This window comes from Egibacteraceae bacterium (assembly GCA_035540635.1).
In the GTDB taxonomy this organism is placed as follows: Bacteria; Actinomycetota; Nitriliruptoria; order Euzebyales; family Egibacteraceae; genus DATLGH01.
On record DATLGH010000067.1, the window covers coordinates 21075 to 47887 of the forward strand.

24 protein-coding genes are annotated in these 26813 nt (G+C 72.7%); 10 read left to right on the forward strand and 14 right to left on the reverse strand.

The features are described from left to right. Positions 1-187 precede the first annotated feature (187 nt). From VM324_11220 to VM324_11240, 5 genes are read right to left on the reverse strand one after another with little or no spacing between them, the layout of a single operon-like run. Positions 188-451 carry a hypothetical protein gene (locus VM324_11220; protein ID HVL99850.1) on the reverse strand — a complete coding sequence of 88 codons (264 nt, stop codon included), beginning with the start codon at positions 449-451 and terminating at the stop codon, positions 188-190. Then, a complete protein-coding gene (locus VM324_11225) occupies positions 435-1403 on the reverse strand; it encodes an ABC transporter ATP-binding protein (GenBank protein HVL99851.1) in 969 nt (322 codons plus the stop codon). Before VM324_11225 ends, VM324_11220 begins: the two co-directional genes overlap by 17 nt. Further along, positions 1400-3301, reverse strand: a complete 1902-nt coding sequence (locus tag VM324_11230) for a dipeptide/oligopeptide/nickel ABC transporter permease/ATP-binding protein (GenBank protein HVL99852.1) — start codon at positions 3299-3301, stop codon at positions 1400-1402. The genes VM324_11225 and VM324_11230 overlap by 4 nt, the downstream gene beginning before the upstream one ends. Then, positions 3298-4236 (reverse strand): ABC transporter permease, encoded by a 939-nt coding sequence (locus VM324_11235; GenBank protein HVL99853.1) that lies wholly within the window; start codon positions 4234-4236, stop codon positions 3298-3300. The genes VM324_11230 and VM324_11235 overlap by 4 nt, the downstream gene beginning before the upstream one ends. 54 nt (positions 4237-4290) lie before the next feature. Continuing rightward, positions 4291-6048: an ABC transporter substrate-binding protein gene (locus VM324_11240; GenBank protein HVL99854.1), complete on the reverse strand. Its 1758-nt coding sequence runs from the start codon at positions 6046-6048 to the stop codon at positions 4291-4293. Positions 6049-6461: 413 nt separating this feature from the next. On the opposite strand from VM324_11240, the gene VM324_11245 reads away from it, so the two are divergent. The 4 genes from VM324_11245 to VM324_11260 all read left to right on the forward strand — a co-directional run bounded on the left by VM324_11245 (position 6462) and on the right by VM324_11260 (position 11657). Beyond that, on the forward strand, positions 6462-9824 hold the full coding sequence (locus VM324_11245) for an AAA family ATPase (protein ID HVL99855.1): 3363 nt from the start codon (positions 6462-6464) through the stop codon (positions 9822-9824). Positions 9825-9903: 79 nt separating this feature from the next. Continuing rightward, positions 9904-10176, forward strand: a complete 273-nt coding sequence (locus tag VM324_11250) for a hypothetical protein (protein HVL99856.1) — start codon at positions 9904-9906, stop codon at positions 10174-10176. Then, on the forward strand, positions 10176-10958 hold the full coding sequence (locus VM324_11255; GenBank protein ID HVL99857.1) for a hypothetical protein: 783 nt from the start codon (positions 10176-10178) through the stop codon (positions 10956-10958). The genes VM324_11250 and VM324_11255 overlap by 1 nt, the downstream gene beginning before the upstream one ends. 435 nt (positions 10959-11393) lie before the next feature. Beyond that, a complete protein-coding gene (locus VM324_11260; GenBank protein ID HVL99858.1) occupies positions 11394-11657 on the forward strand; it encodes a hypothetical protein in 264 nt (87 codons plus the stop codon). Positions 11658-12134: 477 nt separating this feature from the next. Here the strand turns inward: VM324_11260 and VM324_11265 are convergent, their stop codons facing one another. The 3 genes from VM324_11265 to VM324_11275 form a co-directional block, all read right to left on the reverse strand. Then, positions 12135-12509: a PIN domain-containing protein gene (locus VM324_11265; protein ID HVL99859.1), complete on the reverse strand. Its 375-nt coding sequence runs from the start codon at positions 12507-12509 to the stop codon at positions 12135-12137. After that, entirely contained in the window at positions 12506-12739 is a 234-nt protein-coding gene (locus VM324_11270; GenBank protein ID HVL99860.1) for a hypothetical protein, read from the reverse strand. Before VM324_11270 ends, VM324_11265 begins: the two co-directional genes overlap by 4 nt. Positions 12740-13427: 688 nt before the next feature. Next, the gene (locus tag VM324_11275; protein ID HVL99861.1) at positions 13428-16571 is read right to left on the reverse strand and encodes a BTAD domain-containing putative transcriptional regulator; all 3144 of its coding nucleotides are present in this window, start codon (positions 16569-16571) and stop codon (positions 13428-13430) included. Between the two features lie 74 nt (positions 16572-16645). Here VM324_11275 and VM324_11280 point away from each other — a divergent pair, with 74 nt between their 5' ends. The 4 genes from VM324_11280 to VM324_11295 are packed head-to-tail and all read left to right on the forward strand — an operon-like array spanning position 16646 to position 20239. After that, on the forward strand, positions 16646-17284 hold the full coding sequence (locus VM324_11280) for a pyridoxamine 5'-phosphate oxidase family protein (GenBank protein HVL99862.1): 639 nt from the start codon (positions 16646-16648) through the stop codon (positions 17282-17284). Beyond that, entirely contained in the window at positions 17281-18792 is a 1512-nt protein-coding gene (locus VM324_11285; GenBank protein ID HVL99863.1) for a TIGR03086 family metal-binding protein, read from the forward strand. Before VM324_11280 ends, VM324_11285 begins: the two co-directional genes overlap by 4 nt. A gap of 48 nt (positions 18793-18840) precedes the next feature. After that, a complete protein-coding gene (locus tag VM324_11290) occupies positions 18841-19494 on the forward strand; it encodes a DUF1326 domain-containing protein (protein ID HVL99864.1) in 654 nt (217 codons plus the stop codon). Continuing rightward, a complete protein-coding gene (locus VM324_11295; GenBank protein ID HVL99865.1) occupies positions 19478-20239 on the forward strand; it encodes a DUF2182 domain-containing protein in 762 nt (253 codons plus the stop codon). The genes VM324_11290 and VM324_11295 overlap by 17 nt, the downstream gene beginning before the upstream one ends. A 227-nt stretch (positions 20240-20466) precedes the next feature. Here VM324_11295 and VM324_11300 read toward each other — a convergent pair whose 3' ends face one another. Further along, the gene (locus VM324_11300; protein HVL99866.1) at positions 20467-20658 is read right to left on the reverse strand and encodes a hypothetical protein; all 192 of its coding nucleotides are present in this window, start codon (positions 20656-20658) and stop codon (positions 20467-20469) included. A gap of 219 nt (positions 20659-20877) precedes the next feature. On the opposite strand from VM324_11300, the gene VM324_11305 reads away from it, so the two are divergent. Both VM324_11305 and VM324_11310 read left to right on the forward strand, forming a co-directional pair. Further along, positions 20878-21093, forward strand: coding sequence for a hypothetical protein (locus VM324_11305; GenBank protein HVL99867.1), 216 nt, complete (start codon positions 20878-20880; stop codon positions 21091-21093). Positions 21094-21185: 92 nt separating this feature from the next. Then, a complete protein-coding gene (locus tag VM324_11310; GenBank protein HVL99868.1) occupies positions 21186-21332 on the forward strand; it encodes a hypothetical protein in 147 nt (48 codons plus the stop codon). Between the two features lie 5 nt (positions 21333-21337). On the opposite strand, the gene hflX is transcribed toward VM324_11310, so the two are convergent. The 5 genes from hflX to miaB are packed head-to-tail and all read right to left on the reverse strand — an operon-like array spanning position 21338 to position 26782. Then, the gene (hflX, locus tag VM324_11315) at positions 21338-22759 is read right to left on the reverse strand and encodes a GTPase HflX (GenBank protein HVL99869.1); all 1422 of its coding nucleotides are present in this window, start codon (positions 22757-22759) and stop codon (positions 21338-21340) included. After that, positions 22756-23649 (reverse strand): diaminopimelate epimerase, encoded by an 894-nt coding sequence (gene dapF, locus VM324_11320; protein HVL99870.1) that lies wholly within the window; start codon positions 23647-23649, stop codon positions 22756-22758. Before dapF ends, hflX begins: the two co-directional genes overlap by 4 nt. Beyond that, positions 23649-24542: a tRNA (adenosine(37)-N6)-dimethylallyltransferase MiaA gene (gene miaA, locus VM324_11325; GenBank protein ID HVL99871.1), complete on the reverse strand. Its 894-nt coding sequence runs from the start codon at positions 24540-24542 to the stop codon at positions 23649-23651. Before miaA ends, dapF begins: the two co-directional genes overlap by 1 nt. Continuing rightward, a complete protein-coding gene (locus VM324_11330) occupies positions 24539-25294 on the reverse strand; it encodes a hypothetical protein (protein ID HVL99872.1) in 756 nt (251 codons plus the stop codon). Before VM324_11330 ends, miaA begins: the two co-directional genes overlap by 4 nt. Positions 25295-25300: 6 nt before the next feature. Then, complete coding sequence (gene miaB, locus VM324_11335) at positions 25301-26782, reverse strand: tRNA (N6-isopentenyl adenosine(37)-C2)-methylthiotransferase MiaB (protein ID HVL99873.1); 1482 nt, start codon at positions 26780-26782, stop codon at positions 25301-25303. Positions 26783-26813 lie beyond the last annotated feature (31 nt).

The following is a 26813-nucleotide window of genomic DNA, read 5'->3' on the forward strand; positions in this document are numbered from 1 at the left end:
AACCGTAACCTCGGACTAACGAATATCGGCGGGCCGTCCCGAGTTGGGCCTGGGTAGCTCAGCCCATGTAGACCAGTTCGGAAAGGCCGTCGGCGACCTCGGTGAGGACCTCCGACAAGTCTCGACGGACGACCGCCCAGCGCATCATGTCCTCGTTGGACACCCCACGGGTGTCAAGGCAGCCCGGTCACCCGGACACGAACAAGCCGAGGCGGACGGCCTCGGCCATGTTCGTGCGCACCTGCGCGCCCTGCGGGCCGTCCGGCAGGCCGTCTACGCGCAGCGCCTTGACCGCGTCGCCGGCTAGGCGGACTTCGGTCTCCAGGCCGGCGCGGTGAGCGACGAGGGCGAAGTGGTAGGCGGTCCAAACCCGGCTGGCGTCGTCGGCTGGGTCCTTTCCGGCGAAGAAGATCAGTTTGCGTCGGGTCATCGGCTCAATCTCCCTGCTCATGGTCGGACCCGCCCCCGTCGGCCACGTGCCAGGCGCAGTGGTGGGCGCGGCGTGTCTCGACGAGCGTCGGCTCAGCGTCGACGCACTCCGGGCGGCCCGGATCGCAGCGTCCGTACAGCTGGCACGGCTGCCCACCGGGCGGGAACGGGCCCGGGTCCTCGGGTGGGGCGGCGAGTTGTTCGGCGGCAGCCAGGAGCGCGCCCGTGTACGGGTGCAGCGGCCCGTCGACGACGTCCTCAGCATTACCCAGTTCGACGAGGCTGCCGGCGTAGATGACAGCGATGCGGTCGGCGACGTGTCGGGCGACGGCTAGGTCGTGGGTGACGAAGATGATTGCGCGGCCAGCGCGCATGCGCTCGATGAGTTCGAGGATTCCCGCTTGCAACGATACGTCCAGCATCGAAACCGGCTCGTCGGCGACAACCAGGCGCGGCTCGCCGACGAGCGCCCGGGCGAAGGCTACCCGCTGGCGCTGACCGCCGGACAGTTGGTGGGGGTAGCGGGCGAGGAACTCGGCGGCTGGGGTCAGCCGGACCTCCTCAAGGGCCTGCTCGACCCGCTCGCGCCTGCGCCGGCGGGGGACGTCAGCGATCGCGAGCGGCTCAGTGACGAGCCGTCCGACGGTCATGGCCGGATGCAACGACTGGTAGGGGTCTTGGAGGATGAAGTGCGTGCGACGGCGCAGTGCCCGGCGTTGCCGCGCACCGAGCGTGGTTAGGTCGCTGCCTTCGAACAGCACTTGCCCGTCGTCGGGCCGCTCCAGGCCTAGGGCGACGCGTCCAGCGGTGGATTTGCCCGCCCCGCTTTCCCCGACAAGGGCCAGAATCTCGCCCTCGCCCACGGAGAGGCTGACCCCACGCAGGGCCGTAGCTTCGACGCGGCCCCCTAGCAGGCCCTGTCGCGACCTGAACTTCTTCGTGACATGGCGGAACTCCACGACGGTGTCGATCATGGCCGCTCCAACAGGCAGGCAGAGCAATGACCTGGCTTGGCCTCGTACTCGTCGGGGTCGACACGCTGGCAATCGTCGAACGCCTCGGCGCAGCGGGGATGGAAGCGGCATCCAGTCGGCGGCCGGCGCAGGTCTGGGGGCAGGCCGGGAATTGGGGCGATGTCCCGGTCCGCCCCGCGCAGTTGCGGGCGGGCCTTGAGCAGCTGACGGGTGTACGGATGGCGGGGGTCGGCGACGACCTCCTTGGCCGGCCCGTCTTCCACGATGCGCCCGGCGTACATGACAAGCAGGTCATCGACGACCTGCCCCACCAGCGGCAGGTCGTGGGACACAAGCAGGATGGCGACGTCAAGGCGCTCCTGGAGCTCGAGGAGCAGACGGACTATGCGCGCCTGGGTGAGGACGTCGAGGCCAGTCAGCGGCTCGTCGGCGACGACCAGAGCCGGCTCGTTCGCGATAGCCATCGCGATCACGACCCTCTGCTTCATGCCGCCGCTCAGCTCGTGCGGATAGGCGGTCGCCTTGGCCGCGGACAGCCCGACGAGCTCGATCAACTCGTCGGCCCGAGCTGCGGCGTCGTCCGGCTCGCGGGTCAGAGCAGCTGCCTCGGCGATCTGACGGCGCACGGTGTAGGCCGGGTTGAGGGCGTTCATCGCGCTCTGCGGCACGAGGCTGACGACCCGGCCGCGCAACCTGCCGACCTCACCGGGGCGCATGGCCGTCAGCTGATGGCCGTCCAGCACGACGGTGCCTCCCACGATCGCCCCCGGATGCGGGATGAGCCCAGGCAGGGCCATCGCCAACGTCGTCTTGCCGCAGCCCGATTCCCCGACGAGCCCCACGAGCCTGCCGCGGCCCACGGTAAGGCTGATTCCGTCGACAGCCCGCACCGCTCCATCGGGAGTGTCGTAGTGGACGTGGAGGTCCCGAATGTCAAGCACTACCTGCGGATCGGCAGGCGCCGCCGGGCCCCGCGCTGCGTGCTCAGCGGCCCAGCGGCGACGGCGGACCGACCCCGAGCCGCCGGTGAGCCGGCGATCCCCCCATTCCTCGAAGGAGTAACCCACGAAGGCAAAACCGACGACGGTCGCCGTCAGCGCCAACCCCGGCGGTACGATCCACCATCTCCACGCCTCCGTGACGATAGCGTTGTGGGCGTTGGCGAAGAACAGCATGCTGCCCCAGCTGATGCGCTGGGGATCGCCAAGCCCCAGAAACGACAGGCTGGCTTCGATCATGATCGCGACGTTGGCCGAGCGGACGAACTGCGCGGCCGCCAGCGGCGCGGTGCGCGGCAGGATGTGGACGGCCAGTATCCGCAGGGTGGACGCACCCATCGCCTGGGCCGCCTGAACGTGTTCGTACTTCAACACCTTGAGCACCTGCGAACGCAGCACCCGGGCTGGCTGCGCCCAGATAACCGCGCCTATGACGAACACCGTCATGAACAGCCCGCGGCCGAGGAAGGCGGCGACGACAAGCACGAGCGGGATGAAGGGAAAGGCCAGCGTCAGGTCGACCGCGCGCATGAGCGCGGCATCGACCGTTCCGCCGAGGTAGCCGGCAAGCAAGGCAACGGTCAAGCCAACCGCGAGGGCGAACAGAGCGGCGAGCAGGCCGATCGTCAGCGACACCCGTGCGCCGAACACGAGTTGGGCAAACAGGTCGTGGCCGACGTCGTTCGTGCCCAGCAGGTGCTCGGCGCTTGGGCGCCGGTTCGGCAGACCGGCGCGTTCCTGCGGGCCATAGCGTGTCAGCGCCGGGGCGGCGGCCGCCGCGGCGAACAGCATGACCAGGATTGCTGCACCGGCGCTGCCGAGCACGCCCCCGGTGGTCCGCTCACGCCGAGGGGGTCGCCGCGGCTCGACGGTCTGCGGGGCGGTTTCCTGGGTCGTCATGGGCTCGCGAACGGCCTCCGCACCCGCGGGTCCAGCAGCGGGTAAAGCAGGTCGGCGACGAAGTTGGCCGCCAGCACGGTGACGGCCAGGACGAAGAACGTTCCCTGCAGCACTGGGTAGTCGCGGGCGAGGACGCTTTCATACAGCAGCCGGCCCAGACCTGGATAGGAGAACACCGTCTCGATCACGGTCGCGCCGCCGACGACTGTGCCCAGGTTGATCAGCGCCATTGTCGTCACCGGCAGCAGCGCGTTGCGTTCGGCGTGGCGGCGGACTTGCCGTTTGGTCAGGCCCTTGGCCTGAGCCATCAGGACATAGTCCTCGCGCAGCTCGGACACGAGGGCGGGCCGGGCGACGAGGTAGATGGTGCCGAGCATCGCCGCGGTCAAGGAGAGGGCCGGCAGGATCAGACGCCGGGCGACCTCAACCACAAGCTCCACCCCCTCCGTCGGCAGGGTGGGCACTGCCCCGAAGATAGGAAACCAGCCGAGGTGCACGGAGAACACCAGGATGAGCAACAGGCCGACGAAGAACGGGGGCATGGAGTCTATGAGCATGAACGTGCTCATGGTCGACACGTCGGTGGCCCGGCCGCGCTTCCACGCCGAGCGGAACCCGGCGGCGGTGCCGACCGCCACCGCCAACAGCGTCGAGGTGCCGACGAGCAGCAAGGTCCACGGCAAACGTTCCAAGACGATGTCGGTGACCGGCCGGGAGTAGCGGGCCGAGATGAGCAGATCGCCGCGGACCAGGCCGGCCAAGTACTCCCGGAACTGCACCGGCAGCGGCTCGTCGAGCCCGTAGCGGGCCAGGATGCGCTCGCGTTGCTCGGCGGTGATGGCCCCGGCCTGTTCGGGAGGGATGAGATAGTCCGTCACGTCCCCCGGTGCAAGGCGGGGAAGGGCGAAGTTCAACGCCGCGGCGGCGAACAGCACCAGCCCGTACTGAACGACGAGCCGGACAATCCGCCACGTCATTCGCAGTGGCTCCTATTCATATTCATCCGCGCCCCTGCGACGCAGGAACACCGCGGCGACGACAACCGCTATGACCAGCAGGGCAACAAGAACCCAGACCCAGGGCTGCCGAGCCGCCTCTTCAACTCCGGTGCCCAGCGGCCCCTCGCCGACGCCCGTGCCGGCGTACTCGGCCAGAAACGACCGCTTCGTCAGGGGGCTGTGGCCGAAGTCGGCGATCCAGCCTGCGTAGCCATCGGTGCGGTGAGCCCAGATGCCATCCGGGTACATGACCACGATCATCGGAACGTCCTCGGCGAGAATGCGCTGAGCCTCCGCCAGCAACTCGCGACGCTCGTCGAGGTCGCCGCTTTCACCGGCGCGGACGACGATCTCATCAAACTCTGGATTGGCGTAACTGGTCTGGGTCTCGCCGAAGCCGCGCTCCCCGGGGGTATGGAAGAAGTAGTACAAGGCGTCTGGATCCACGTGGGCGTGCGCCTCCAGACCGCCGACACGGATGTCGAAGTCGGCCTCCTGACCCGGCTCCGGCGCGCGGCGTCGCTGTCCGATCGTGGCCGGATCCAGCGCCTCGACCTCCAGGTCGATGCCGACCTCACTGACCTGCTCGGCCACGATCTGGGAGGTCCGGATGCCCTGCGGGTCAAAGCTGGACACGAGCACGGTGAACGCGAGAGGATCGCCGTCGGGCGTGAGTCTGATGCCGTCCCCGTTCATCTGGTCGTAGCCCGCTTCATCGAGCAAGTCCCGAGCCTGGTCCGGATCGAACTGGCGGATCTCCTCGTCGATCGCCCAAGGCGACTCCGGGTGCATGTAACTGTCCCGGCCCGGCTCGCCGTTGCCGAGGAGGACCGTCTCCACGATCTCCTCCCGGTCGATCGCCAGAGCGATCGCCTTGCGCAGCTGGGGGTCGTCGAGCGGCTCGCGGGGGGTGTTGAAGTACAGCTGGATGGACTGGAAGATTGTGCCGCGCAGCACCTCTATGTCGTCGGCGCGGTCGAACGCCTCGATGAGTTCGGTCGGCACGTTCTGAGAGACGTAGTCGACGTCGCCGGTTTGCAGCGCCGCGAACGCCGCTGCGGGCTCCTGGATGATCGGCATGACAAGTTCGTCGACGAGGGGGCGGCCCTGGAAGTAGTCGTCATTGGCCTCAAAGCGGTACTGCTGGTCGGAGACGATTTCGGCGACCCGGTACGGGCCGGTGCCGACGGGCAGCTCCTCTGTGAACGCACCGGGCTCGGCGACGTCCTCCCATTGGTGACGCGGCAGGATCGGCAGGTCCGCGCCGGGCATGATGCGGAACTGCCCGGCAGGGTGGGCGAAGTCCAAGCGGATGGTGTGGTCGTCGATGATTTCCGAATCCTCGTACAGCGGCATGTCCCCCACGTGGTGGGCGTAGCGGCCGGAGTCGGCTTCGTGCTCGACGTAGTACTCCATGCTGAACTGCACGTCGTCGGCGGTGAAAGGCGTGCCGTCGTGCCATGTGACATCGTCACGCAGGCTGACCGTCCAGGTCGTGTAGTCCTCCGACGGCTCGGCCGACTCGGCCAGCCACGGCTCAGGGTCGTCGCGCGCCTGCGACCAGAACAGCGAGTCGTAGACGAGGTGGACAAGGTCGTGGGTGTTCGGGAACGCCCCGAAACTATGCGTGAAAGGGGTGATGTTGTTCTCGAAGCCGTTGAGGCCGATGGTGACCCGTGACGTCTCCTCAGTGGACGCGGTCGGGGACAGCGCGAGCAGAAGACTCGAGACGAGGAGCGCGACAAGCATTCCACGGCTTCGCATTATCAGCCCTTCCCTGGGGACGGAGTGGTCGGACAAGGGGTCGGACGCCCAAGCGGTCGACCCGGCGGGCATGAGCGGCGATGATAGCCACTTCGCCTGTCCGACTGGTAGATGCCAGAAGCATCTATCGCGGGTCGGAAAGGGCAAGCACACGGGCGGCCGGGAGTCGCGTCGGCGTGTCTCCCTCTGCGCAAGGAATAGGGAGCGGCTCTACGGCTAATGCAGGGGCCGAAGTCATCGCGGTGCTTGCGCCCAACGCCATGAGGAAAACGCCCGCCGCAGAAGGGCGTGGATCGTCTTCCAGGACGAATCGGGGTTCTGGCTGATCCCCTCGGTGCGGCCCAGCTGGGCGCCGCGCGGGCAGACCCCGGTGCTGGCCACCGTTCAGCTGGAAGCCGCTGTCGATGGCCGCCGCCGTCTGCTACCGGCCCGACGGCAGCGACGCCACCCTGGCGTTCCGGCTGCGTGCCGGCGCCTACAACGACAAGAGCCTGATCGGCTTACTGGAGGAGCTGCACCGTCACCTGAACGGCGACAAGGTCACCCTGATCTGGGACGGACTGCCGTCGCACCGCAGCAAACGCATGAACGCGTGGGTCGCCTCCCAGCGCCGATGGCTGGTGGTCGAGCGCCTGCCCGCCTACGGCCACGAGCCCAACAGGTCGAACCGCTGTTGGGCAACCTCAAGAGCCGGCCTCATCATCAAGGAGCGCGACTACTTCGACACCGTGTCGTCGCCATGCCAGGTGGGGCGGGTTTCAGTGGACCGTGTCGCACCTCGCCGGCGCACCGACCTCCGTCGGCTTCGCCGGCTCCCGGTCGAGCCGGCCTCCTCGGTCGTCAACGTCATCGGCGGATTCCGACCGTACGATTCGGGCGTGACCGCCATGCTCTGCCCCGTCGTCGTCGGGCGTGACGCGCAGCTCCAGCGGTTGACCGCGCGGCTGGAGGAGGCTGCAGGGGGACGGGGCGGCGTCCTTGGGCTGCTCGGCGAGGCCGGAACCGGCAAGTCACGGCTGGTGAGGGAGGCACGCGCCGAGGCGCACGCGCGTGGCCTGCTGGTCTTGACCGGTCGGGCGGTTGCCCGAGCGACGCCGACGCCGCTGCGGCCCCTCGCCGAAGCGGTGCAGTCCGGTTTCCGCGACGCGGAGCCGCCGGGCGAACCGTCGCTCGCCCCGTTCCTGCCCGCGCTCGCCCAGCTCCACCCGGGCTGGTCCGCCGCCGGGGCGGCGCCCGGAACCGGCATCGTGCTCGCCGAGGCGCTCGTGCGGCTCCTGTCGAGCGCCGGCCGGGGACGCGGCTGCCTCCTGGAGCTGGAGGACCTCCACTGGGCCGACCCCGACACCCTGGAGATCCTCGGGTACCTCGCCGACCATCTCGACGACGCACCCGTCCTGGTGCTCGCCTCCGCGCGCAGCGCGGAGGGCACCGCAGGCGAGCGCGTGTTGCGCGCTATCGCCCAGCGGCAAGCCGCCGAGCTGCTGGAGACCGCCCGTCTCGGACCCGCGGATGTCGAGGCGATGGTTGCCGCCTGCCTCGGCGCCGACGTGGACCGGCACGTCACCGAGCTCGTGGAGGGTCGAGCCGAAGGGGTCCCGCTGTTCGTCGAGGAGCTCCTCGCCGCCTTCGTCGGGATGGGCGCGCTGCGCGCCGACGAGGGGGTCTGGCGGGTGGTGGGGCGGTTGGACGCAAGCGGCGCCGTCCCGACGACCTTCGCCGAGACCGTCGAGTCGCGCCTGGCCGCCATGCCACCCCCGGCACGCGACGTGCTCGCGGCTGCCGCGGCCCTGGGCCGGCGGTTCGACTGGCGGCTTCTGCCCGCCGCCACCGAGCTCGCCGAGCCGCGCGTGCTCGACGCGCTGCACGATGCGGTCGCCGTCCAGCTGCTCGAGGCGCAGGGCGACGGCTTCCGGTTCCGCCACGCGCTGGGGCGTGACGTGGTCCTCGCCGGGCTGCTGCCGCCGGCGCGCGCCGAGGTCGCGCGGCGCTGCCTGTCCGCGCTCGAGCAGGCGCATCCGAACCTGCCCGACGAGTGGTGCGAGGTCGCGGCAGGCCTGGCCGTGCAGGCCGGCGACGTCGCCGGCGCCGTCGGGCTGCTGCTCGAGTCGGCCCGGCGCGCGCTGCGCCACGGCGCCGTGCGCAGCGCAGCCCAGACGGCCGACCGCGCGCGGGAGCTGGCCGGCGGCGACGCGCAGCTGCGCTTGGCCGTCGACGAGGCGGCTGGTGAGGCCGCCGCCTTCGCCGGTGATCTGGACACCGCGACGGCGCTGCTCGGTGAGGTCCTCGCCGCGCTGGCGCGGACCGCGTCGAACGTCGGCCGCCGCGCGCGGCTGCATCTCGCCCTCGCACGCGCCGCTGTCGCTGCCGGGCGCTGGACGGTGGCGGAGCATCACGTCGACGCGGGCACGGCTCTGGCCGGCGCGCAGGGCGACCGCGGCGCCCTCGCCGAGGCGCTCGCCCTCGGATCACAGGTCGCCTTGGCGCAGGACAGGCTCGCGGACGCCGAGCGCCTGGCACGCGAGGCGGTCGCGCACGGTGAAGCCGGGGGGGCGCCGGGCGCGGTGTGCGAGGCGCACGAGGTCCTGGGCCGCTGCGCGCGCCTGCACGACCTGGAGATCGCGGAGGAACACTTCCAGGCCGCCCGGCGCACCGCCGAGGCCCACGGTCTACGGCTGTGGCGTGCGCGCGCCCTGCACGAGCTGGGCACCATCGACCTGTTCACCACGCTGCGCACCGACCGCCTCGAGGAGGCGCGGCAGGCGGCGGTCGATGCGGGCGCCGTGAGCACCGTGGCCCTGGCCGACCTGCATCTGACCTCGGTCGCGCTGGCGCACTGGCGCGCCGCCGACGCCTTCGAGGCGATCAACCGCTGCCTCGCCCTGGCGCGGCCGCTGCGGCTGGACACCTGCGGCATGGCGCTCATCCACCTCGCCTGCGCCCACGCCGCCGTCGGCGACGAACCGGCCATGGAGGCCGCCGTCGCCGAGGCGCTCGACGTCGCGGGTGACAGCCTGGACGTCGTTGCCGGCGTGCCGGGGCGCGCGCGCAGCATGCTGGCGCTTCGTCGGGGCGACTTCGTCGCGGCCCGGCGCTATCTGGAGGAGGCCGTCGATCTGCTGCGGCGGGCGCCCCGCTTCTTCCCCTTCCTCGGCGTCTGGGCGCTGCTCGCCACCGTCCAGGACGAGCGGTCAGGCCAGCAGGCGCGCGCCCACGCCGCAGCCGCACCGGGAGCGTCCTACGACGTCATCACCTGGCATCTGGCGCTCGGCGAGGCCGTGGACCTCGGCCGCGCCGGCCGCCGCGTGGAGGCCGAGAAGCTGTGGGCCGAGCGCATGGTGAACCCGCCACCGGTCACCCGGCTGGGTCCCTGGCTCGCCATCGCGCAGCTCGTCGTCGCCGGACCGGCCGCCCGGGACGGTTGGGGCGACCCCGAGCGCTGGCTGCGTGCCGCGCACGCCGACTTCCAGGAGCGCGACATGACCGAGCTCGCCTCGGCCTGCCGGGCGGCGTTGCGCGATATCGGTGCCCCGGCGCCCCGACCCACCCGCGCCGCGGCGGATGTCCCTGCGGCGCTGCGGGAGCACGGCGTCACCCCGCGGGAGGCCGAGGTCCTGGAGCTGGTCCGCCAGGGCATGACCAACCGGGAGATCGGCGCGCGGCTGCACCTGTCGCCTCGCACGGTGGACCGCCACGTCGCCAGCCTGCTGGCCAAGACCGGTGCCGCCGACCGCAGGGCGCTGTCGCGCATGGCGGGTGCGTAGGCGAGATTGGGTAGCGATCACCGATGTGCGGTCCGTGCCGCCGGGTGACCATCGGGGCCTTCCGAGGAAAGGAGCACCGATGTTCGTGACCGTTCTGCACACCGTGCACGACCCCGTGACGTTCCAGGAGCGGGGCCACGCGATGACCAGCCGCGTCCCGGCGGGCGTCCGCGTGCACCACTTCCTGCCGTCCACCGACCTGACCCGGGCGATCTGCCTGTGGGAGGGGCCGGCCGTCGCCGGCGTCAGCGCCCACGTCGACGCCAACCTCGGCGACGCTAGCAGCCAGGACTACTTCGTCGTCGCGGACGAGTACGCCCTCGGCCTGCCGACGCGGCAGGAGGTGGCCTGATGCAGCTGCGGACCGACGAGATCGCCGACGGCATCTACCGCATCTCGGCCTACATCCCCGACATCGCCCCGCCGGCGGGGTTCACGTTCAACCAGTTCCTCGTCGCCGCCGACGACCCGTTGCTGTACCACGCCGGCCACCGCGAGATGTACCCGCTCATCGCCGAGCAGGTGGCCCGCCTGGTGCCGCTCGAGCGTCTGCGGTGGGTGGCGTTCGGGCACGTCGAGGCGGACGAGTGCGGTGCCATGAACCGGTGGCTGGACGCCTCAGCGCGAGCCGAGGTCGCGCACCTCGAGATCGGCTGCGACCTGTCGCTGCGCGACATGGCCGACCGGCCGCCCCGCGCGGTCGAGGACGGCGAGGTCATCGACCTCGGCGGCAAGCGGGTGCGGTTCATCGCCACGCCGCACGTGCCGCACAACTGGGAGACGCAGGTCATCTTCGAGGAGACCACCGGCACGCTGTTCTGCGGTGACCTGCTCGCGCACATCGGTAATGTCGCGGCGCTGACCGAGTCCGACGTCGTCGAGCCGGCGATGCACACCGAGGAGATCTTCCACGGCAGCTCGCTGTCCGCCCATGGCGGAGCGACGATCCGCCGTCTCGCCGAGCTCGAGCCGGCCACATTGGCGCTGATGCACGGCGCGTCTTACACAGGGGACGCCGCCGGCGTCCTGCGCGACCTCGCGGCGGACCATGATCGGCGGGTTCTCGCGGCGCTCGAGGCGGGGCAACCCGCCGCCGGCAACGGCTGCCCGCCGCTCGTCGGACACACCCACTGATAAGGCGGTAAGGGGATGCTGCCCCAGCTCATCGACACGCCGGTTGACGACCGGGTGGCCGCCCGGCGACGCTGGGACGCCTGGCTCGAGGAGGTCCGACAGGTCGACGGGTGGCTGGGAGCCACCGGCGGAGTCGCCCCCGCCGGTGTGCTCGTCGTCGCCTGCCGCTTCGCCTCCGCCGAGCAGGCCAGAGGCCACGACCTCGCCGCGGCGTGGCAACCCGACGCCCCGGTCGAACAGACCGACGACGTGCACCTGCACGACACCGACCGCGCTGTTCGCGGCGTTCGGCGACATCTCGGTGGACGTCCGGCATGTGGTCGTGCGCGACCGCTTGGTCGTCTTCGAACTCGTTCTCGAAGCGACCCACGACGGTCCTCTGGAGGTCGGGGAGCCTGACCGCTCCCACCCACGAACGCCAGTGTCGAGCTTCCCATGGTGTGGGTGTTCGAGCTCGACGAGGACGGCGAATCCATGCGAGCCTTCCCGACGGAACGCGACCCTTTGGAAACGGCTGATCCCCACCATGTCGGTACGGTCCTTGCGGCGGAAGGCCGCATTGTGACCGGCCTCACCATTGCGGTATACGCCTTCGCTCCTCTGGTTCAGCGGCGACCGCAACCCTCGTATCCGCTGATACGGGGGCTTGCGCGAAGCGTGCTGAACGCATCAGTGATCAACAGTTCGAACAGGATGTAGCGGTCCGCTGGCGAGTAGGACGCGTGGGCCACGGCGAACTTGCGCAGCCTCGCATCTGTGACCATGCGAGCGGTCCCGCGTACCCGGAACTCTCCGCCGCCACCGTCGGGATCCTCGACCGCGCAATGCAGCGCGTACCTGCTTCCACGCGCAAGATCTTGCCCCTTCGGCGAGGTCGGCTCCATGAAGACGAACAGATGGCCGGGAGAGACGATCGGGGTGACCGGGTGGACACGCGGCGCCCCGGCGCCATCCACCGTCGCGAGGTAGGCGACACCCGAGGCCGTGAGTCGCCGGGTTGATAGCCGCCGGTATCGGTAGCCACCATTGATAGCCGCCGGTATCGGTAGCCACCATCGAGGGCCGAGGCGGCTCCCGTGACCCTCGTTGGCATGCGGGAGATCACCCGTCACCCGGCCAGGCGGCCCATGACACGGGCCCCAGTTGCCAACAAGCCATGTCGCAGTAGCGAGGCTGTTAGCCCCAGACGAGGATGTCCGGCTGGGTACGACCCATGGCGCCGGCGATGATCTGGAGATCGCCTGGGTCAGCGGTGAGCACACGTTGGCTCAGCGCGGCTCCGAGGAAGACAACGTGCGCGTCCACCACATCACTGCCGTCACTCCTTGCGAGCATGGCGCCCACGGCGCGGCCGTCGTCCAGGGCATGCACCTCGATGGCCTTGAGGACTGCGGCCAGTCGGGCCTGTCGAGCCCCGTCACGCCACACCTGCGCCACCACGGCCTCGGAGGTGTGCAAAGGCTCCCCGGCCCGTTCGGCTGCCGTGAGGAACACGCGGGCACGTTCCTCGTCACGGTCGACGGAGACGAACACGCCGGCGTCGAGGATCAACGCCCCAATCCGAAGCGCTCGATCGCCTCGATGACTGCCTCCTCATCCACCGCGCCGCGCGCAGCTGCCCACTCATCCAGCGCCTGCTGCAAAGCATCTTGCCGAGCCTGCTCAGCAGCGAGCCGACGGACGGCGTGGCGAATGGCACCGGACCGGCCGCCGAACCGCTCGGCGAGCTTGTCCAGCGCTGCTTCTTCCTCTGGGCTGAGCCGCACGGTGGTGGTCGCCATGAAAGGACGATAGCACGGGGCGTGCTACACATCACGGAGGGCGCCGCTGAGGCCGGCGACCATGCGCTCCTTCGCCGCGATGCTGTATCAGGCTGATCTCCTATGCGGGATGTGCGCATGGGGTGTGCGCCAGCGGAACGTTTCCGGGCCAGGGAGGCGTTGGTCGGCCCGGCCAGCGCCATCGCGCCCCAGCGCGTCCAACAGCGCCTCGGACACCTCCCGCACCGACGCCTCGCCGCGGATCGCGCCAAGCAACCGACGCATCATCCGCGGCGACGGCGGCGGCACGACCGCGGCCATGAGCCGGCCCAGCCGCCGGCGCCACCCCGCTGCCGCGGACCCCCAGACCCTCGCCGCCGTGACAACGGCTCGGCAGAGACGCCGCACCGACCGCAAGGAACCGCTGCCACCACGCACGATCCCGCGTCAACGGGCTTCCCGCGGACAGCACAAGGGTCGCATGGTGGCCCGCCTCAACGTTGCGATATCCGGCTCGCTCCAGTGGTTCAAGAGGCGGTCACACCTTCGTAGATCCGCCGGCATCGGTAGCTGGTCGCCGCAGGCGACCAAGCGGCCAGCCCTGCTTGCCTCGGGGCGACGGCGGCTCGGTGCGGCCTGTCGTGCGCACCCCAAGGGTACTCACCGCCGCGACGCCGCAGCCCGGCGACGGGGTGTGATCGGGAACGGCTCACACCGAGTCGGCGGCGCCCTCCCCTGCCAGGGCCGCCAGCCGCGGGGCCGCCTGCAGGTGCCCGGCGTCGCGGGCGAGCGCCAGCGCCCGTTCCGCGACGGCGGCGGCGTCGGGCCGACCGCGCGCCGCCGCCACCTCGGCCTGAGCGAGCCGCGCCTCGAAGTGGGCCAGCGGCGGCCCGACAGCCAGGGCCCGGGCCGCGAGCCCGGCGGCCGCGTCGACGTCGCCGACGGCCAGGCGCACCAGCGCCAGGCGGGTGCACGCCCAGCTGGTGAACAGCGGCCACCCGCGGGAGCGATCGAGGCTGTCGCGGAACGCCCGCTCGGCCGCCGCCAGCGCACCCGCCGCCTGGTGCGCCACCCCCAGGGCCCGCAGCGCCGCTGCGGTCCACGCGCCGTGGCCGATCGCCTCGGCGGTGGCGAGCGCCGCGGCCGCGGCCTCGACCGCGTCGTCGTGGCGACCGAGCGCCGCGAGCGCCTCGCCGCGATGCCACTGCGCGTAGGCGATGCCGTCGGGGGTCCCGAGCGCTCGGGCCCTCTCGAGCGCCTCGTCGCAGTCGTCGAGCCCCTCCTCGGGCCGGCCGAGGAACACGAGTCCGTGGCCACGGGTGGAGCGGGGGGTGATGACGCGCAGCAGGTCGCCGGCGTCGTCGAACAGCCGCGCGACCCGGTCGAAGGCGTCCAGGGCCTCCCGGTTGCGCCCGGCGAGGCAGGTGGCCATCGCGCGGGCGTCGAGGATGTCGGCGCAGCCGCGCGCGTCCCCCAGCGACCGGTACAGCCGCAGCGCTTCGTCGGAGCGCTCGCGCGCACGGGCGTCCCGTCCCACGTTCAGGTCGACGATCGCGCCCGCGTACAGGGCGTCGGCACGCGCGGCGGGGTCGCCGCCCGCTTCGGTGAGCGCGAGCCCGACGAGATCCTCGGCGCTGGTGAGGTCGTCGGCGCCGGCGGCGAGTCGCGCCTGGCGCGCCAGCCAGCGGGCCCGGGCGGGTCCGGCGGCCCCCAGGCGCAGCGCCGCGCGCAGGTCATCGAGCGCCTCCCGCACCGCCCCCCGCCGCGCCCGTCCCTCGGCCCGGACGGCGTGCAGGTCCGCGGTGAGCGCGACGGCCGGGTCCAGGGCGAGGCCGGCTGCGGCGAGGGCGACCGCCTCCGCGTCGGCGTGGCGCTCCAGGCGGCGGCGGGCCGCCGCCAGGTAGGCCGCCGCCGCAGGCTCGTGCTCGCCGGCGGCGGCGAGGTGTCGTGCCGGCTCGGCGGGGTCGGCGTCGCCGCAGGCGAGGGCGTCGGCGAGGCGGGCGTGCGCCAGGGCGCGGCGGCTGGCGGGCAGACCGTCGGCCACGCTGTCGGCGACGAGGTCGTGCGCCGGTTGCCACCCTCGCGCGCCGGGGCGCGCCAGCCCGGCGCCGTGGAGGCGGTCGAGCGCGTCGAAGACCTCGGCCTGCGGCAGCGCGGCGGCGGCTGCGAGCAGCTGCGGCGAGGCCGGGCGGCCGAGCAGCGCGAGGTGCTCCATCACCGCCTGCGCGGCAAGAGGCTGGCGCCCCAGCCGCCGGCGGACCACGCGGCGTTGGCCGGCGCGCGCGAGCGCTCGGACCGCGTCCTCGCCGAGCGCCCGCTCGGCGGTGGCTCGGTAGCGGCCGTCCCGTTCGCCGGTGACGTGGCCGGCGTCGGCCAGGCCGGCGAGCACCTCGTGGAGGGCGATCGGCGTGCCGTCGGTCTCCTCCCGCAGGACGTCGCCGAGCCAGTCGTCGTCGACGAGGGCCGTCACCGCCGACGGCGGCAGGGCCTGCAGCTCCAGCTGCACCACGGCGTGGTCACCGCGCGCGAGGTCGGCGAGCAGCTCCCCGAGCGCGTCGTCGACCTCCTCGGGTCGGTAGGCGAGGACGAGCCGCAGCGCCGGCACACGCCAGTGCAGGTGGCGCAGCGCGTCGAGGCTCGTGGCGTCGGCCCACTGCAGGTCGTCGAGCACCACCGCAGCCAGGCCTGCCTCGACCGCGGCGGCGAGCCGGCGCAGCGCCCGCTCCCGCTCCAGGGCCCGTCGGCTGTCAGGGCGGACGGCGGTGTCGGCGGCGTCGTCCGCAACCGGCTTCCCCCTGGGGGGCACGGTGTCGAGGAGCCGGTGCAGGAGCGCGCCGGCGATCTGGGCCTCGGCGGCGAAGGCCCGGGCGGACGCGACCGTCGCCGTGCTGCGGGCAGCCGCCTCGGCGAGCAGCCGCGACTTGCCCGTTCCGGAGGCGCCGGTGACCACGGCCACGCCGCCGTGACGCCGCAGGGCAGCGAGCAGCTCGCGCAGCTCCGCGTCGCGGCCGACGAACGGCAGGGGCGCCCGGTCGGGCTGCGCCGGCTTCGCCGGGGCCAGCCGGGGACCGGCGACGGGCAGCGCCCCGCGCAGCAGCTGGCGGTGCAGCTCGTCGGCGTGCGGTGACGGGTCCAGACCGACCTCCTCGGCGAGGCGACGGCGAAACGCTGCGTAGGCGCCGTCCGCACCGGCGGCGTCGCCCGCCGCGGCCAGCGCGCGCAGCACGAGCAGCGCCGAGCGCTCCCGCAGCGGTTCCGCGACCGCCGCCGCGGTGGCGTGGCTGACCGCGGCGGTCGCGTCTCTCAGCTCCAGCGCCGCCTCGGCGGCGCCCTCCCACGCCTCGAGCCGCAGCCGGCCGAGCCGGTCGCGGTAGGGCCGCGCCCACTCGGCGTCGCGGTCCTCCACGAGCGGCTCGCCGCGCCACCACCCCAGCGCCGCGGCGTAGCAGCGCGCCGCGGCCGCGGCCTCCCCTCGCCGCAGCGCCTGGTGACCGTGTTCGACACCCTGCTCGAACGCCTCCCCGTCGACCGCGCAGCGACCGTCGAGCGGGGCCTCCAGCGACGTCCCGGCCGCCACGACGAGCCACGGCGCACCGGTCGCCCGCCGGATGCGGCTGGTCAGCACGGCGAGGTTGGCGGCCGGGTCGGACGGTGGGGCGCCATCCCACAGCACCTCGACGAGCGCGTCCCTGGCCACCGGGACGCCGCGCTGCACCGCCAGGACGCGCAGCAGCCGCTGCGCGAGCCGGCCGCCGAACGCCGCGGGCGCGACCGGTCGCCCGGCGCGCTCCACGGCGAACGCGCCGAGCACCCGCAGTCGGAGCTCCGCGCCCTCCGCCACGTCCGCAACCACCTCGCAAGGGCTTCGCAATGCCGCGGATGCAGTATGACCCCGAGCTTCCTCCCACGGCAACGGGGACACCACGGATGGCCGCACCCACAGGCACCCAGGCGCACACCGACGGCGGTGTGCTGCGCTACCGGCCCGAGCAGCGGGCCGTGCAGGACCGCTTCGACAGCAGGCGGATCGCCGACCGGATCAACGAGCGGCTCGCCCGGGCGACGATCGACGACGCCGCCCGCGCCTTCATCGCCGCGTGCGACATGTGCTTCCTCGCGACCGCCGACGCCGACGGTGTGCCCACCTGCTCCTACAAGGGCGGGGACCCCGGCTTCGTCAAGGTCCTCGACGAGCGCACGCTCGCCCTACCCTCCTACGACGGCAACGGGATGTTCCTGTCGATCGGCAACGTCCTCGCCAACCCCGCCGTCGGGCTGCTGTTCGTCGACTTCGCCGGCGGCGGGCGGCTGCGTGTCCAGGGACGCGCCGCCGTGGAGGAGGGTCCGCTGCTGCGCTCGTGGACCGGCGCGCAGCTGGCGCTGCGGGTGACCGTCACCGCGGTCTTCCCCAACTGCAACCGCTACGTGCACCGGCTGGTGCCGGCGGAGCGGTCCCCGTACGTGCCCCGCCGGGGTCACCAGCCGCCCGTGCCGGGCTGGAAGCGCGCCGCCTGGGCGCACGACGCCCTGCCCGCCGCCGACCCAGCGCGCCGGGGCGGGTCATGAGCCACGTCGTCGTCGCCGCCGTGCAAGCCGCCCCGGTGTTCTGCGACCGGGACGCCACGATCGAGCGCTGCGTCGCGTTCGTCGCCGAGGCGGCGGAGGCCGGCGCGCGCCTCGTCGTCTTCCCGGAGTCGTTCGTGCCCGCCTACCCGGACTGGGTGTGGCGCACGCGTCCATGGAGCGCCGACGCGGCGGCGCTGCACGCCCGGCTGCTCGACCAGGCGGTCGAGGTGCCATCCCCAGCGCTGGACGCGGTGCGGGTCGCCGCTCGGCGCGCCGGCGCCCACGTCGTCCTCGGCGTGACCGAGCGGGAGCCGCACGGCGCCACGCTGTTCAACACGCTCCTGCACGTCGACGGGCGCGGCGACGTCGTCCTGCGCCACCGCAAGCTCGTCGCCACCGGTGCCGAACGGCTCGTCTGGGGCACCGGTGACGGGTCGACGCTGCAGGTCGTCGACACCCCGTTCGGCCGCGTCGCCGGGCTGATCTGCTGGGAGCTGTACATGCCCCTGGCCCGCTACGCCCTCTACGCCCAGGGCGTGGACGTGCTGGTCGCACCGACGTGGGACACCAGCGACGTGTGGGTGCCGACGCTGCGCCACGTCGCCAAGGAGGGCCGGGTCCACGTCGTCGGCGTCGCCCAGGCGATCAACGGCGCGGACCTGCCCGCCGCCGTGCCGGCACGCCACCTGTGGGGCGGGGCGGACGACTGGCTGTCCCGCGGGCTGTCCACGGTCGTCGACCCGTCCGGCAGCGTCCTCGCCGGTCCGCTCGAGGCGACCTCCGGGCTGCTCGTCGCCGCCATCGACGTGGGCGCGGGCCGGGCGGCCCGCGCCCAGTTCGACCCCGTCGGCCACTCCGCCCGCCCGGACGTCTTCCGCCTGCACGTCGATGCCACACCGAAACCGGCCGTCACACGGAGCGGCCGACCGCAACCCGGGAGGGATCCCATGGACATCGTCGAGCTCCACCGCCGCGCCTGCGAGCTGTTCGCCCGCCTGGTCCACGACGTCGGCGACGACCAGTGGAGCGCAGCCAGCCCCTGCGACGGCTGGGACGTGCGCGCGCTCGTCAACCACGTCGTGGCCGAGGACCGCTGGACCGCCCCTCTGCTGGACGGCGCGACCACGACCGAGGTCGGCGGTCGCTTCGACGGCGACCTGCTCGGCGACGACCCTGTCGGCGCCTGCGACGCCGCCACCAAGGAGGCCATCGCCGCGGCGGCGCGCACCGACCCGGGCCGGCCGGTGCACCTGTCGTTCGGCGACGTGCCCGCCCGCGAGTACCTCGGCCAGCTGTTCGCAGAGCACCTCGTCCACGCCTGGGACCTCGCCCGCGCGATCGGCGCCGACGGCGAGCTGCCGCCGGATCTCGTCACCGCGTGCGCCGACTGGTTCGCCGAGCGGGAGGAGGCCTACCGCGCCGCCGGGCACATCGGCCCGCGGCCACCCCTGCCCGAGACCGCCAGCCCCCAGCAGCGGCTGCTCGGCGCGTTCGGCCGCGCCGGCTGACCCGCGCCTCAGCAACCGACCGTCACCATCTACGAAGGAGGAAGCCCCATGACCGTCACCGAATCCCGCCCGACCGGACAGGACGTCGTCTACGCCCTCGAGGGCACCCTGCTGGAGGCCTGCTCCTGCGGGGTGCTGTGCCCCTGCTGGGTCGGCGAAGACCCCGACGGCGGGAGCTGCGACGCGTTCAACGCCTACCACTTCGACCGTGGGGTCATCCGCGGCGTCGACGTGGCCGGGTTGAACCTCGTCAACGTCGTGCACATCCCTGGCAACGTGCTGGCGCCGGGCAGCTGGCGAGTCGTGACGTTCATCGACGAACGCGCCACCGAGGAGCAGGCGACGGCGATCCTCGACGCCTACCAGGGTCGGCTCGGCGGGCCGCTGGCCGACCTCGCGGGCCTCGTCGGCGAGGTGCTGGCCGTCATCCGCGCCCCCATCGGCCACGAGCTCGTCGGCGGCACCGGCACGCTGCGCGTGGGCGACGCCCTGTCCGCGCGGATGCGCCCCTACACCGGCCCGGACGGCACGACCACGACGCTGCGCGACTCGCTGTTCTCGACCGTGCCGGGTTCGCCGGCGTACGTCGGCAAGGCCGACACCCACACCGTCAACCTGCCCGAGCACGGGATGGTGTGGTCCTTCACCGACCGCAACGCCATCCAGGCCGACTACCGGATCGCGTATGCCGGCGACGGATGAGCGCGCGCTGGCGGCCCGGCGCATCAACGTCGTCCTGTGGGGCGCGGTCGCCGCCGCCTGGCTCGTGGCCGTGGCTGCGGAGCGGCTCGGCGCCGCCTGGCTCGTCGACCACGAGGTCGTGGCGGGTCGGCTCGGCTCGGGCGCGCTGCTGCCGTTCCTGCTCGCCTGGCAGGTCATGCTCGCGGCCATGATGCTGCCGTCGGCCGTGCCGACGATCCGGCTGTTCGCGGCGATCGGGGGGCACCAGCCGCGGGCGGGGCGGGCGGTGGCGTCGTTCGTCGGCGGCTACGCGGCGGTGTGGACGGTGTTCGGCGCACTCGCGTTCACCGGTGACCTGCTCGTCCACGAGCTGGTCGCCGCCGGCGGCTGGCTCGCCGCCCGCCCGCAGCTGCTGGCAGCGGGGGTGCTCGGCGTCGCCGGCGCCTTCCAGCTGTCCGGGTTGAAGGACCGCTGCCTGGACCGTTGCCGGCACCCCGCCGGGTTCCTGCTGCCGCGCTACCGTCGCGGCGCGGCGGCGGCGTTCCGCATCGGCCGCCAGCACGGGCTGTTCTGCCTGGGCTGCTGCTGGGCGCTCATGCTCGTGATGTTCGCCGTCGGCAGCGCCGACCTGCGCTTGATGGCGGGCCTTGCCGCGCTGATGGCCTACGAGAAGACCGGCCGCCACGGCCGGGGAGTCGCCACCGCGGCCGGTGTCCTCCTGCTGGCCACAGCGGCCACCGTCGCGGTGGCAACCGGTGCCGGTTAGGCCTTCAATCAGTTGTGGCGTCTGCGCTGTATCAGCCCGAAGACCGGGTAGCCGCCGGTACCGGTACCTGGTCGCCGCCGCAGGTGCTCGGGCGGCCAGCCCTGCTTGGTCTCCTTGTCGATGCGGTCCCTCGGGTGCGCCCAAGGTCCGCGTTGGAGCACACCGAAGCGACTCGAAGCGCACCCGCGCGGCGTCGAACGCGGCCTCGCTGGCCCGCGCCGGCGCGCTCACCGCCCCTTGGCCAAGCGGGCCACCAGCGCCGCCCGGCCGGCGTCGCCCGCCTCGTCCACCCGGGCCTTCTCGGCGCGGTGCGGACTGTAGCCGTCCCTGCGGCCCGGCGATGGCAAGCCCGGCGTGTGTCCGGTCGACTCGATGAGGACCTGCGTGCCAACAGCCGGCGCCGTCACGGCGACCGCCATGAGAGGCTGTCAAGCGGCATAAAGGGTCCTACGGCACGCTGGCCTGACGAGCAACTGCTGCGCGGTTCGCGGTCGCCCGGCACGCTGATCGCCCCCGATCCGCCGCTCCGCCCGGAGTGGAACCCTCCGCCGGCCGGCCAGGTGCGGCCAGGGTTGGAAGGTTCGTCGCTGCGGAATAGGTGTCGATGAGAGCGGACGGGCCGCTCCGAGGAGGCAGGTATGACCATCGGTGGCAGCATCGCCTTGATCGTGATCGGCGCGATCCTCGCATTCGCGGTGGATTTCCACCTCGCCGGGATCAACATCGACGTGATCGGTTTCATCCTCATGATCGGCGGGGTTATCGGCCTCGTCCTGAGCCTCACCTACTTCCGCAGAACGGTTGGCCCCGTCGAGGGCGAGCGCGTCGTCGAACGGCGTCGCGACATCTACTAGAGCGAACGGCGCGGGCGCCCCGCGAGGGGTTGCCCGCGCCTCTCCAGGCCTCCCCGCTCGTCCCCACGCGTCAACGGCTCCGGAGCTCAGGCATGGACCCCCTCACCATCATCCTCATCATCTTGCTCATCCTCGTGCTCGTCGGCGGGTTCGGTTACGGCGGGGGCGCCTACCGCGGACCCGGGATAGGCCTCGGCACGATCCTGCTCATCATCATCATCGTGCTGCTCGTCACCTAGACGGCTCAGGCCGGCTCGTCCCCGTTGTCGGGACGCTCCGCCTGCCACGCCCCGTGGACGGTGAAGGGAGCAAGCGCGTCACCCGCGGAGCGTTCGACGTTGGCGACCAGCCACGTCCCCTCGGGCCGGTGCTCCTCCTTGAACACCTCACCCTCCCGGTGCGCCTGCGCGACGAGGGCCGCCTGCTCGTAGGGCACGAGCGCCTCGACGACCCGCCGATCCGGCGGGATCCGGCCGGCGACCGCGGTCGCCAGCGCCTCGATGCCCTCGCCGGTGACCGCCGAGGCGACGATCGCCGACGGGAACGTGCGTGCGAGGCCGGCGAGCTCGTCGCGGTCGGTCGCGTCCGCCTTGTTCAGCACCAGCAGACGCGCCATGTCGCCCGCGCCGATCTCGTCGAGGACCCGGTCGACGGCCAGGATCTGCGCCTCCACGTCGGGGTGGCTCGCGTCGACGACGTGCACGAGCAGGTCGGCGCGCAGCGTCTCCTCCAGCGTCGACTTGAAGGCCTCGACGAGCTGCGTCGGCAGCTTCTTCACGAACCCGACCGTGTCGGTCGCCACCGCGTGCCGTCCGTCCGGCAGGGCCATGCGGCGGGCTGTCGTGTCGAGGGTGGCGAACAGCTTGTCCGCGACGAGCACGTCCGCGCCGGTCAGCCGGTTGAGCAACGTCGACTTGCCCGCGTTCGTGTACCCGACGAGGGCGACGACCGGCACGGCGTGACGCTCGCGGTCCTTCGTCTTCAACCGCCGCGTGTCGGCGAACTCGGCGAGGTCGCGCTGCAGCTTCGTGATGCGCCGCATGATCTTGCGGCGGTCGACTTCGAGCTGGGTCTCGCCGGGTCCTCGGGTGCCGATGCCGGCGCCTCCGGCGACACGCCCGCCGGCCTGCCGCGACAGCGCCTGGCCCCAGCCGCGAAGCCTCGGGAGCAGGTAGCTCAGCTGCGCGAGCTCGACCTGGCCCTTGCCCTCACGGCTCGAGGCGTGCTGAGCGAAGATGTCGAGGATCACGATCGTGCGGTCGAGCACCTTCACGCCGAGGCGCTCCTCGAGGTTGCGCTGCTGAGCCGGGGTGAGCTCGTCGTCGAAGATCGCCGCGTCTGCGCTCACCGACCGTGCGAGGTCACGAAGCTCGGCGACCTTTCCGCTGCCCACGAACGTCGCCACGTCGGGCTGGTCGCGCTTCTGCACGATCCGCCCGACCGTCTCCGAGCCCGCGGTGTCGACGAGGAGCTCGAGCTCGTCGAGTGAGGCGTCGACCTCCCGCGACGTGGTACCGGTCCGGTGCAGCGCCACGAGCACCGCCCGCTCGACGGGCCGGAAGATCGCCACGCCCTCCTGGGGCGCCCCCTCCTCGACGCGCCGGGCCTCCGCACGGCGGCGGTCCGCTCGTGACAGCTCGAGGTGCTCGCCGTCGGCTTCGCTCATCGGCTGTCCAACCATTCGGGACGCAGCCGGCCCTCGGCGATCTCCACGGCGGGGCCGGTGATGAACATCCCCTCGTCGGTCCACTCCGCGGCGAGCTCACCGCCGGGGAGCACGACCGTCACCTTGCGGTCGGCCAGGTCGAGGAGGTGCGCGGCGGCCGCCATGGCCGAGGCGCCGGTCCCCGACGCCTGCGTCTCCCCGACGCCGCGCTCCCATATCCGCCCGACCACCCGGTCGCGGGAAGGCACGGAGATGAACTCCACGTTCGTGCCGCGCGGGAACGCGTCGTCGTGCTCGATGACCGGTCCCCAGGCAGCCACGGGGGCCTGCTCGACGTCGTCGACGACCACGACCGCATGGGGATTGCCCATGCACACCGTCGTCACCTCGGTGAAGCGTTGCTCGGTGGTGACGGCCAGCTCGCCGAGGCCGGGTATGCCGAGGGGCGGCGACCACGGGCAGCCGACGAGCCGCGCCGGGCTCACGTCGACCTTCTTCGGGCCCGTCGACATCGGCATTCCCATGGCGACCCGCACGGCGGCGACCGTGCCGTCGGGGTGCTGGGCGGCGACCATCACGGGCTTCACGCCGTCGCGGGTGTCGACGTGCACGACGTCCCCGGGCGCAAGCCCACGGTCGGCGACGTACTTCGCGACGCAGCGCACACCGTTGCCGCACATCTCGGCCACGGAGCCGTCGGCGTTCCAGTAGTCCATGAACACATCAGTGCCGTCGCGTCCCGGAGCGAGGCGGATGACGCCGTCCGCGCCGATCCCGGTGTGGCGGTCGCAGAGGCCCCGGACCAGGGCGGGCGAGAGCGCCAGCTCGTTGCCGAAGTCGGGCAGCAACACGAAGTCGTTGCCGGCACCGTGGGCCTTCACGAATCGCATCAGTCGGTCAGCACCTCACACGCGGAGGACGGAGCAACCCATCGTACCCGGGGGTCCTGGGCGAACCAGCGCATCTGGCGGGCGGCGTAGCGGCGGGTCCGGACGCGGATGCGCTCGACGGCGTCGCCGAGGGTGCCGGCCCCGGCGAGGTGGTCGAGCATCTCGGCGTAGCCGATCGCCTGGCGCGCGGTGGCGGACAGGGACCGGGAGGCGAGGCGCCGGCACTCGTCGACGAGCCCACCGGCGAGCATGGCGTCGACCCGGGCGACGATGCGCACGGCGAGCTCGGCGCGGGAGACCTCCAGGCCGACGACGCGCAGCCGCGGGTAGACCGACCGGTGCTGGTCCCAGGCGCGCCGCCACTCGCTGAAAGGCCGGCCGGTGAGGCGGTGCACCTCGAGCGCCCGGACGCTGCGGCGAAGGTTCGCCGGGTCGATGCGGGCAGCGGCGGCGGGGTCGACGGCGCGGAGGGCGGCGTAGGCGGCCGTGGCGTCACCGGCGAAGTCGCCCTCGACCGCCGCCCGCACCACCGGGTCCGTCGGGGGGAACTCGAGCGGGTCGACGACGGCGCGGAAGTACAGGCCCGACCCGCCCACGAGCAACGGCACGCGCCCCCGCCCGGCCACCGCGGCGATCGCCGCCCGCGCGGTCGCCTGAAACCACTCCACGGTGCAGTCCTGCTCCGGTTCGAGCAGGTCGACCATGTGGTGGGCGATCCGCGCGCGGTCCGCACGCGAGGGCTTCGCCGTCCCGACGTCCATCCCCCGGTAGACCGTGAACGCGTCCACGGTCACGATCTCCGCTCCGAGGCGCTCCGCCACCTCGAGCGCCACCGTGCTCTTGCCCGACGCGGTGGGGCCCACGAGGGCCAGCACGAGGTCCGGCGATGTCACGCGCCGTGTGCCACGAGGTAGCCGACGCCTCGGGGCGCCGAGTAGTGCCGCCGGACGAGGCCTATCTTCCCGCGCGCCAGGGCCCCGTGCAGGACCGCCATCGGTGCCCACCCGAGCGCGCCGACACGCTTGGCCTCGGCCGGTCCGAGGCGTGCGAGCCCGTCAAGGCGTCCGGAGGCGACGGTCTCGACGGCCTGGGCGTCCCAGTCGCGCGCCCCCTCGACGAGGGAGAGGGGGGAGCGCTCCTCCAGGCCCGCGGACAGGTCACCCGCCGCGAGGACGACCGCGCGCACGCCCGCCTCCGTCAGCGCCTCGGCAAGACCCGCACCGGTCGCCGCGAGGGCGTCGAACCCGGCGTTGCGCGGCACCGCCATCGGCACGAGTGGCCTCCCGCCACCGTGCAGCAGCGCGAGCACCGACAGGCCGAGCGGCAGGGCGTCCTCCCGGTACATCGGGTACTGGCTCACACGCGTGACGCCTTCCACCGCTGCCCGGTGGACGGGGACGGCGCGGGTGATGTCAGGACGGCCGACGCCGGCCAGCGTGGCGGTCCCCCCGTCGTACAGGCCCTGGCCGTGCAAGGAAGGTCCGGGCTCGGCGGCCGCGAGCAGCACCGTGGTGTCCGACAGGGGCAGGGCCTCCATCGCCGCGTCGACGGCGTCGCACACCCGCCCGACACCGGGTGGCAGCGAAGCGCTCACGCCCGGCACGAGCAGCGGCGCGGTGGGGATGATGGCGGCGCCGACGATCACCCCGGCTCACCGCGGGGATGCGCCGACGACCGGCAGGGGCCGCCGGCCTCCCCCCTCGCCCGGGGCCGGGGAGGCGGCGAGGCGGGCCGCCGGGGCCGCGACGACGAGGTGGGCGACCTTGCCGAGCAGGTAGTGCGACGCCGCATCGGTGACGACGGCCTCGACGAGCGCCCCGGGGCGTGCCTCGGGCGTGCGTGGGACGTGCACGAGCCGGTTCGTGCGGGTGCGCCCGCTCATACGCGACCCGTCCGTCTTCGACGGTCCCTCGATGAGCAGCTCGCGGCTGCAGCCGACCTCGCGGGCGTTCGCGGCGGCGGACAGCTCGCGGGTGAGCGCGGCAAGGCGCCGGTAGCGCTCGCCGACGACCGCCGGGTCGAGATGGCCTTCCAAGTCGACCGCGGCGGTCCCCGGACGCTTCGAGTATTCGAACGTGAACGCGGAATCGAACGCGGCCGCGCGGGTGACCGCCAGGGTGGCGGCGAAGTCCTGCTCGGTCTCACCGGGAAAGCCGACGATGATGTCGGTGGAGATGGCCACACCGGGGACCGTGCCACGAGCCTCCGCGACGAGGTCGAGGAAGCGCCGTGCCGAGTACGCGCGCTGCATGCGCTTCAGCACACGGTCGGATCCGGACTGCAGAGGCAGGTGCAGGTGCTCGCAGACGTTGCTGACGTCGCGCATCGCCGCGAACACGTCGGACGTGAAGTCCTTCGGGTGGGGGCTCGTGAACCGGACGCGGTGAAGCCCCTCGACGTCGCCGAGAGCGTGCAGGAGCTCGGCGAACAGCGTGCGGTTGCCCCGGCCGGGCCCCGCCCGCCCCGCGCGCGCGAGGTCGCGACCGTAGGAGTTGACGTTCTGGCCGAGCAGGGTGACCTCACGCACGCCGTCGTCGACGAGCGCGCGCACCTCGCCGACGATGTCGCCGAGCCGGCGGGACTTCTCCGGGCCTCGAAGGCTCGGGACGATGCAGAAGGTGCAGGTGTTGTTGCAGCCGATCGAGATCGACACCCAGGCATGGTGGGCCACCTCTCGCCGAGCCGGCAGTGCCGACGGGAAGGTCTCAGTGTGCTCGAGGATCTCGACCACCGGCAGAGACGACGAGTCCGCCTCGGCGAGCAGGGCGGGTAGCCGGGCGATGTTGTGGGTGCCGTAGACGACGTCGACCCAGGGAGCCCGCTCGGCGACGCGGGCCTGGTCCTTCTGCGCGAGGCAGCCGCCCACGACGACGGTCTTCGTGGGCTGCGCCTCCTTCAACGGCTTGAGGGAGGTGAGCTGCCCGTAGAGCTTGTTGTCGGCGTTCTCCCGGATCGCGCAGGTGTTGAAGAGCACGAGGCCGGCGTCCTCCGCAGACGCCGCCCGCCGGTACCCCATCGTCTCGAGGACGCCGGCGACGCGCTCGGAGTCGTGCTCGTTCATCTGGCACCCGAACGTGCGGATGAAGTAGCTGCGGGGCGACACCGGCGCCGGTGCGGTTGAGGAAGGGGTCATACGACGGACAAGGATACCGCCGCGCGGCTGG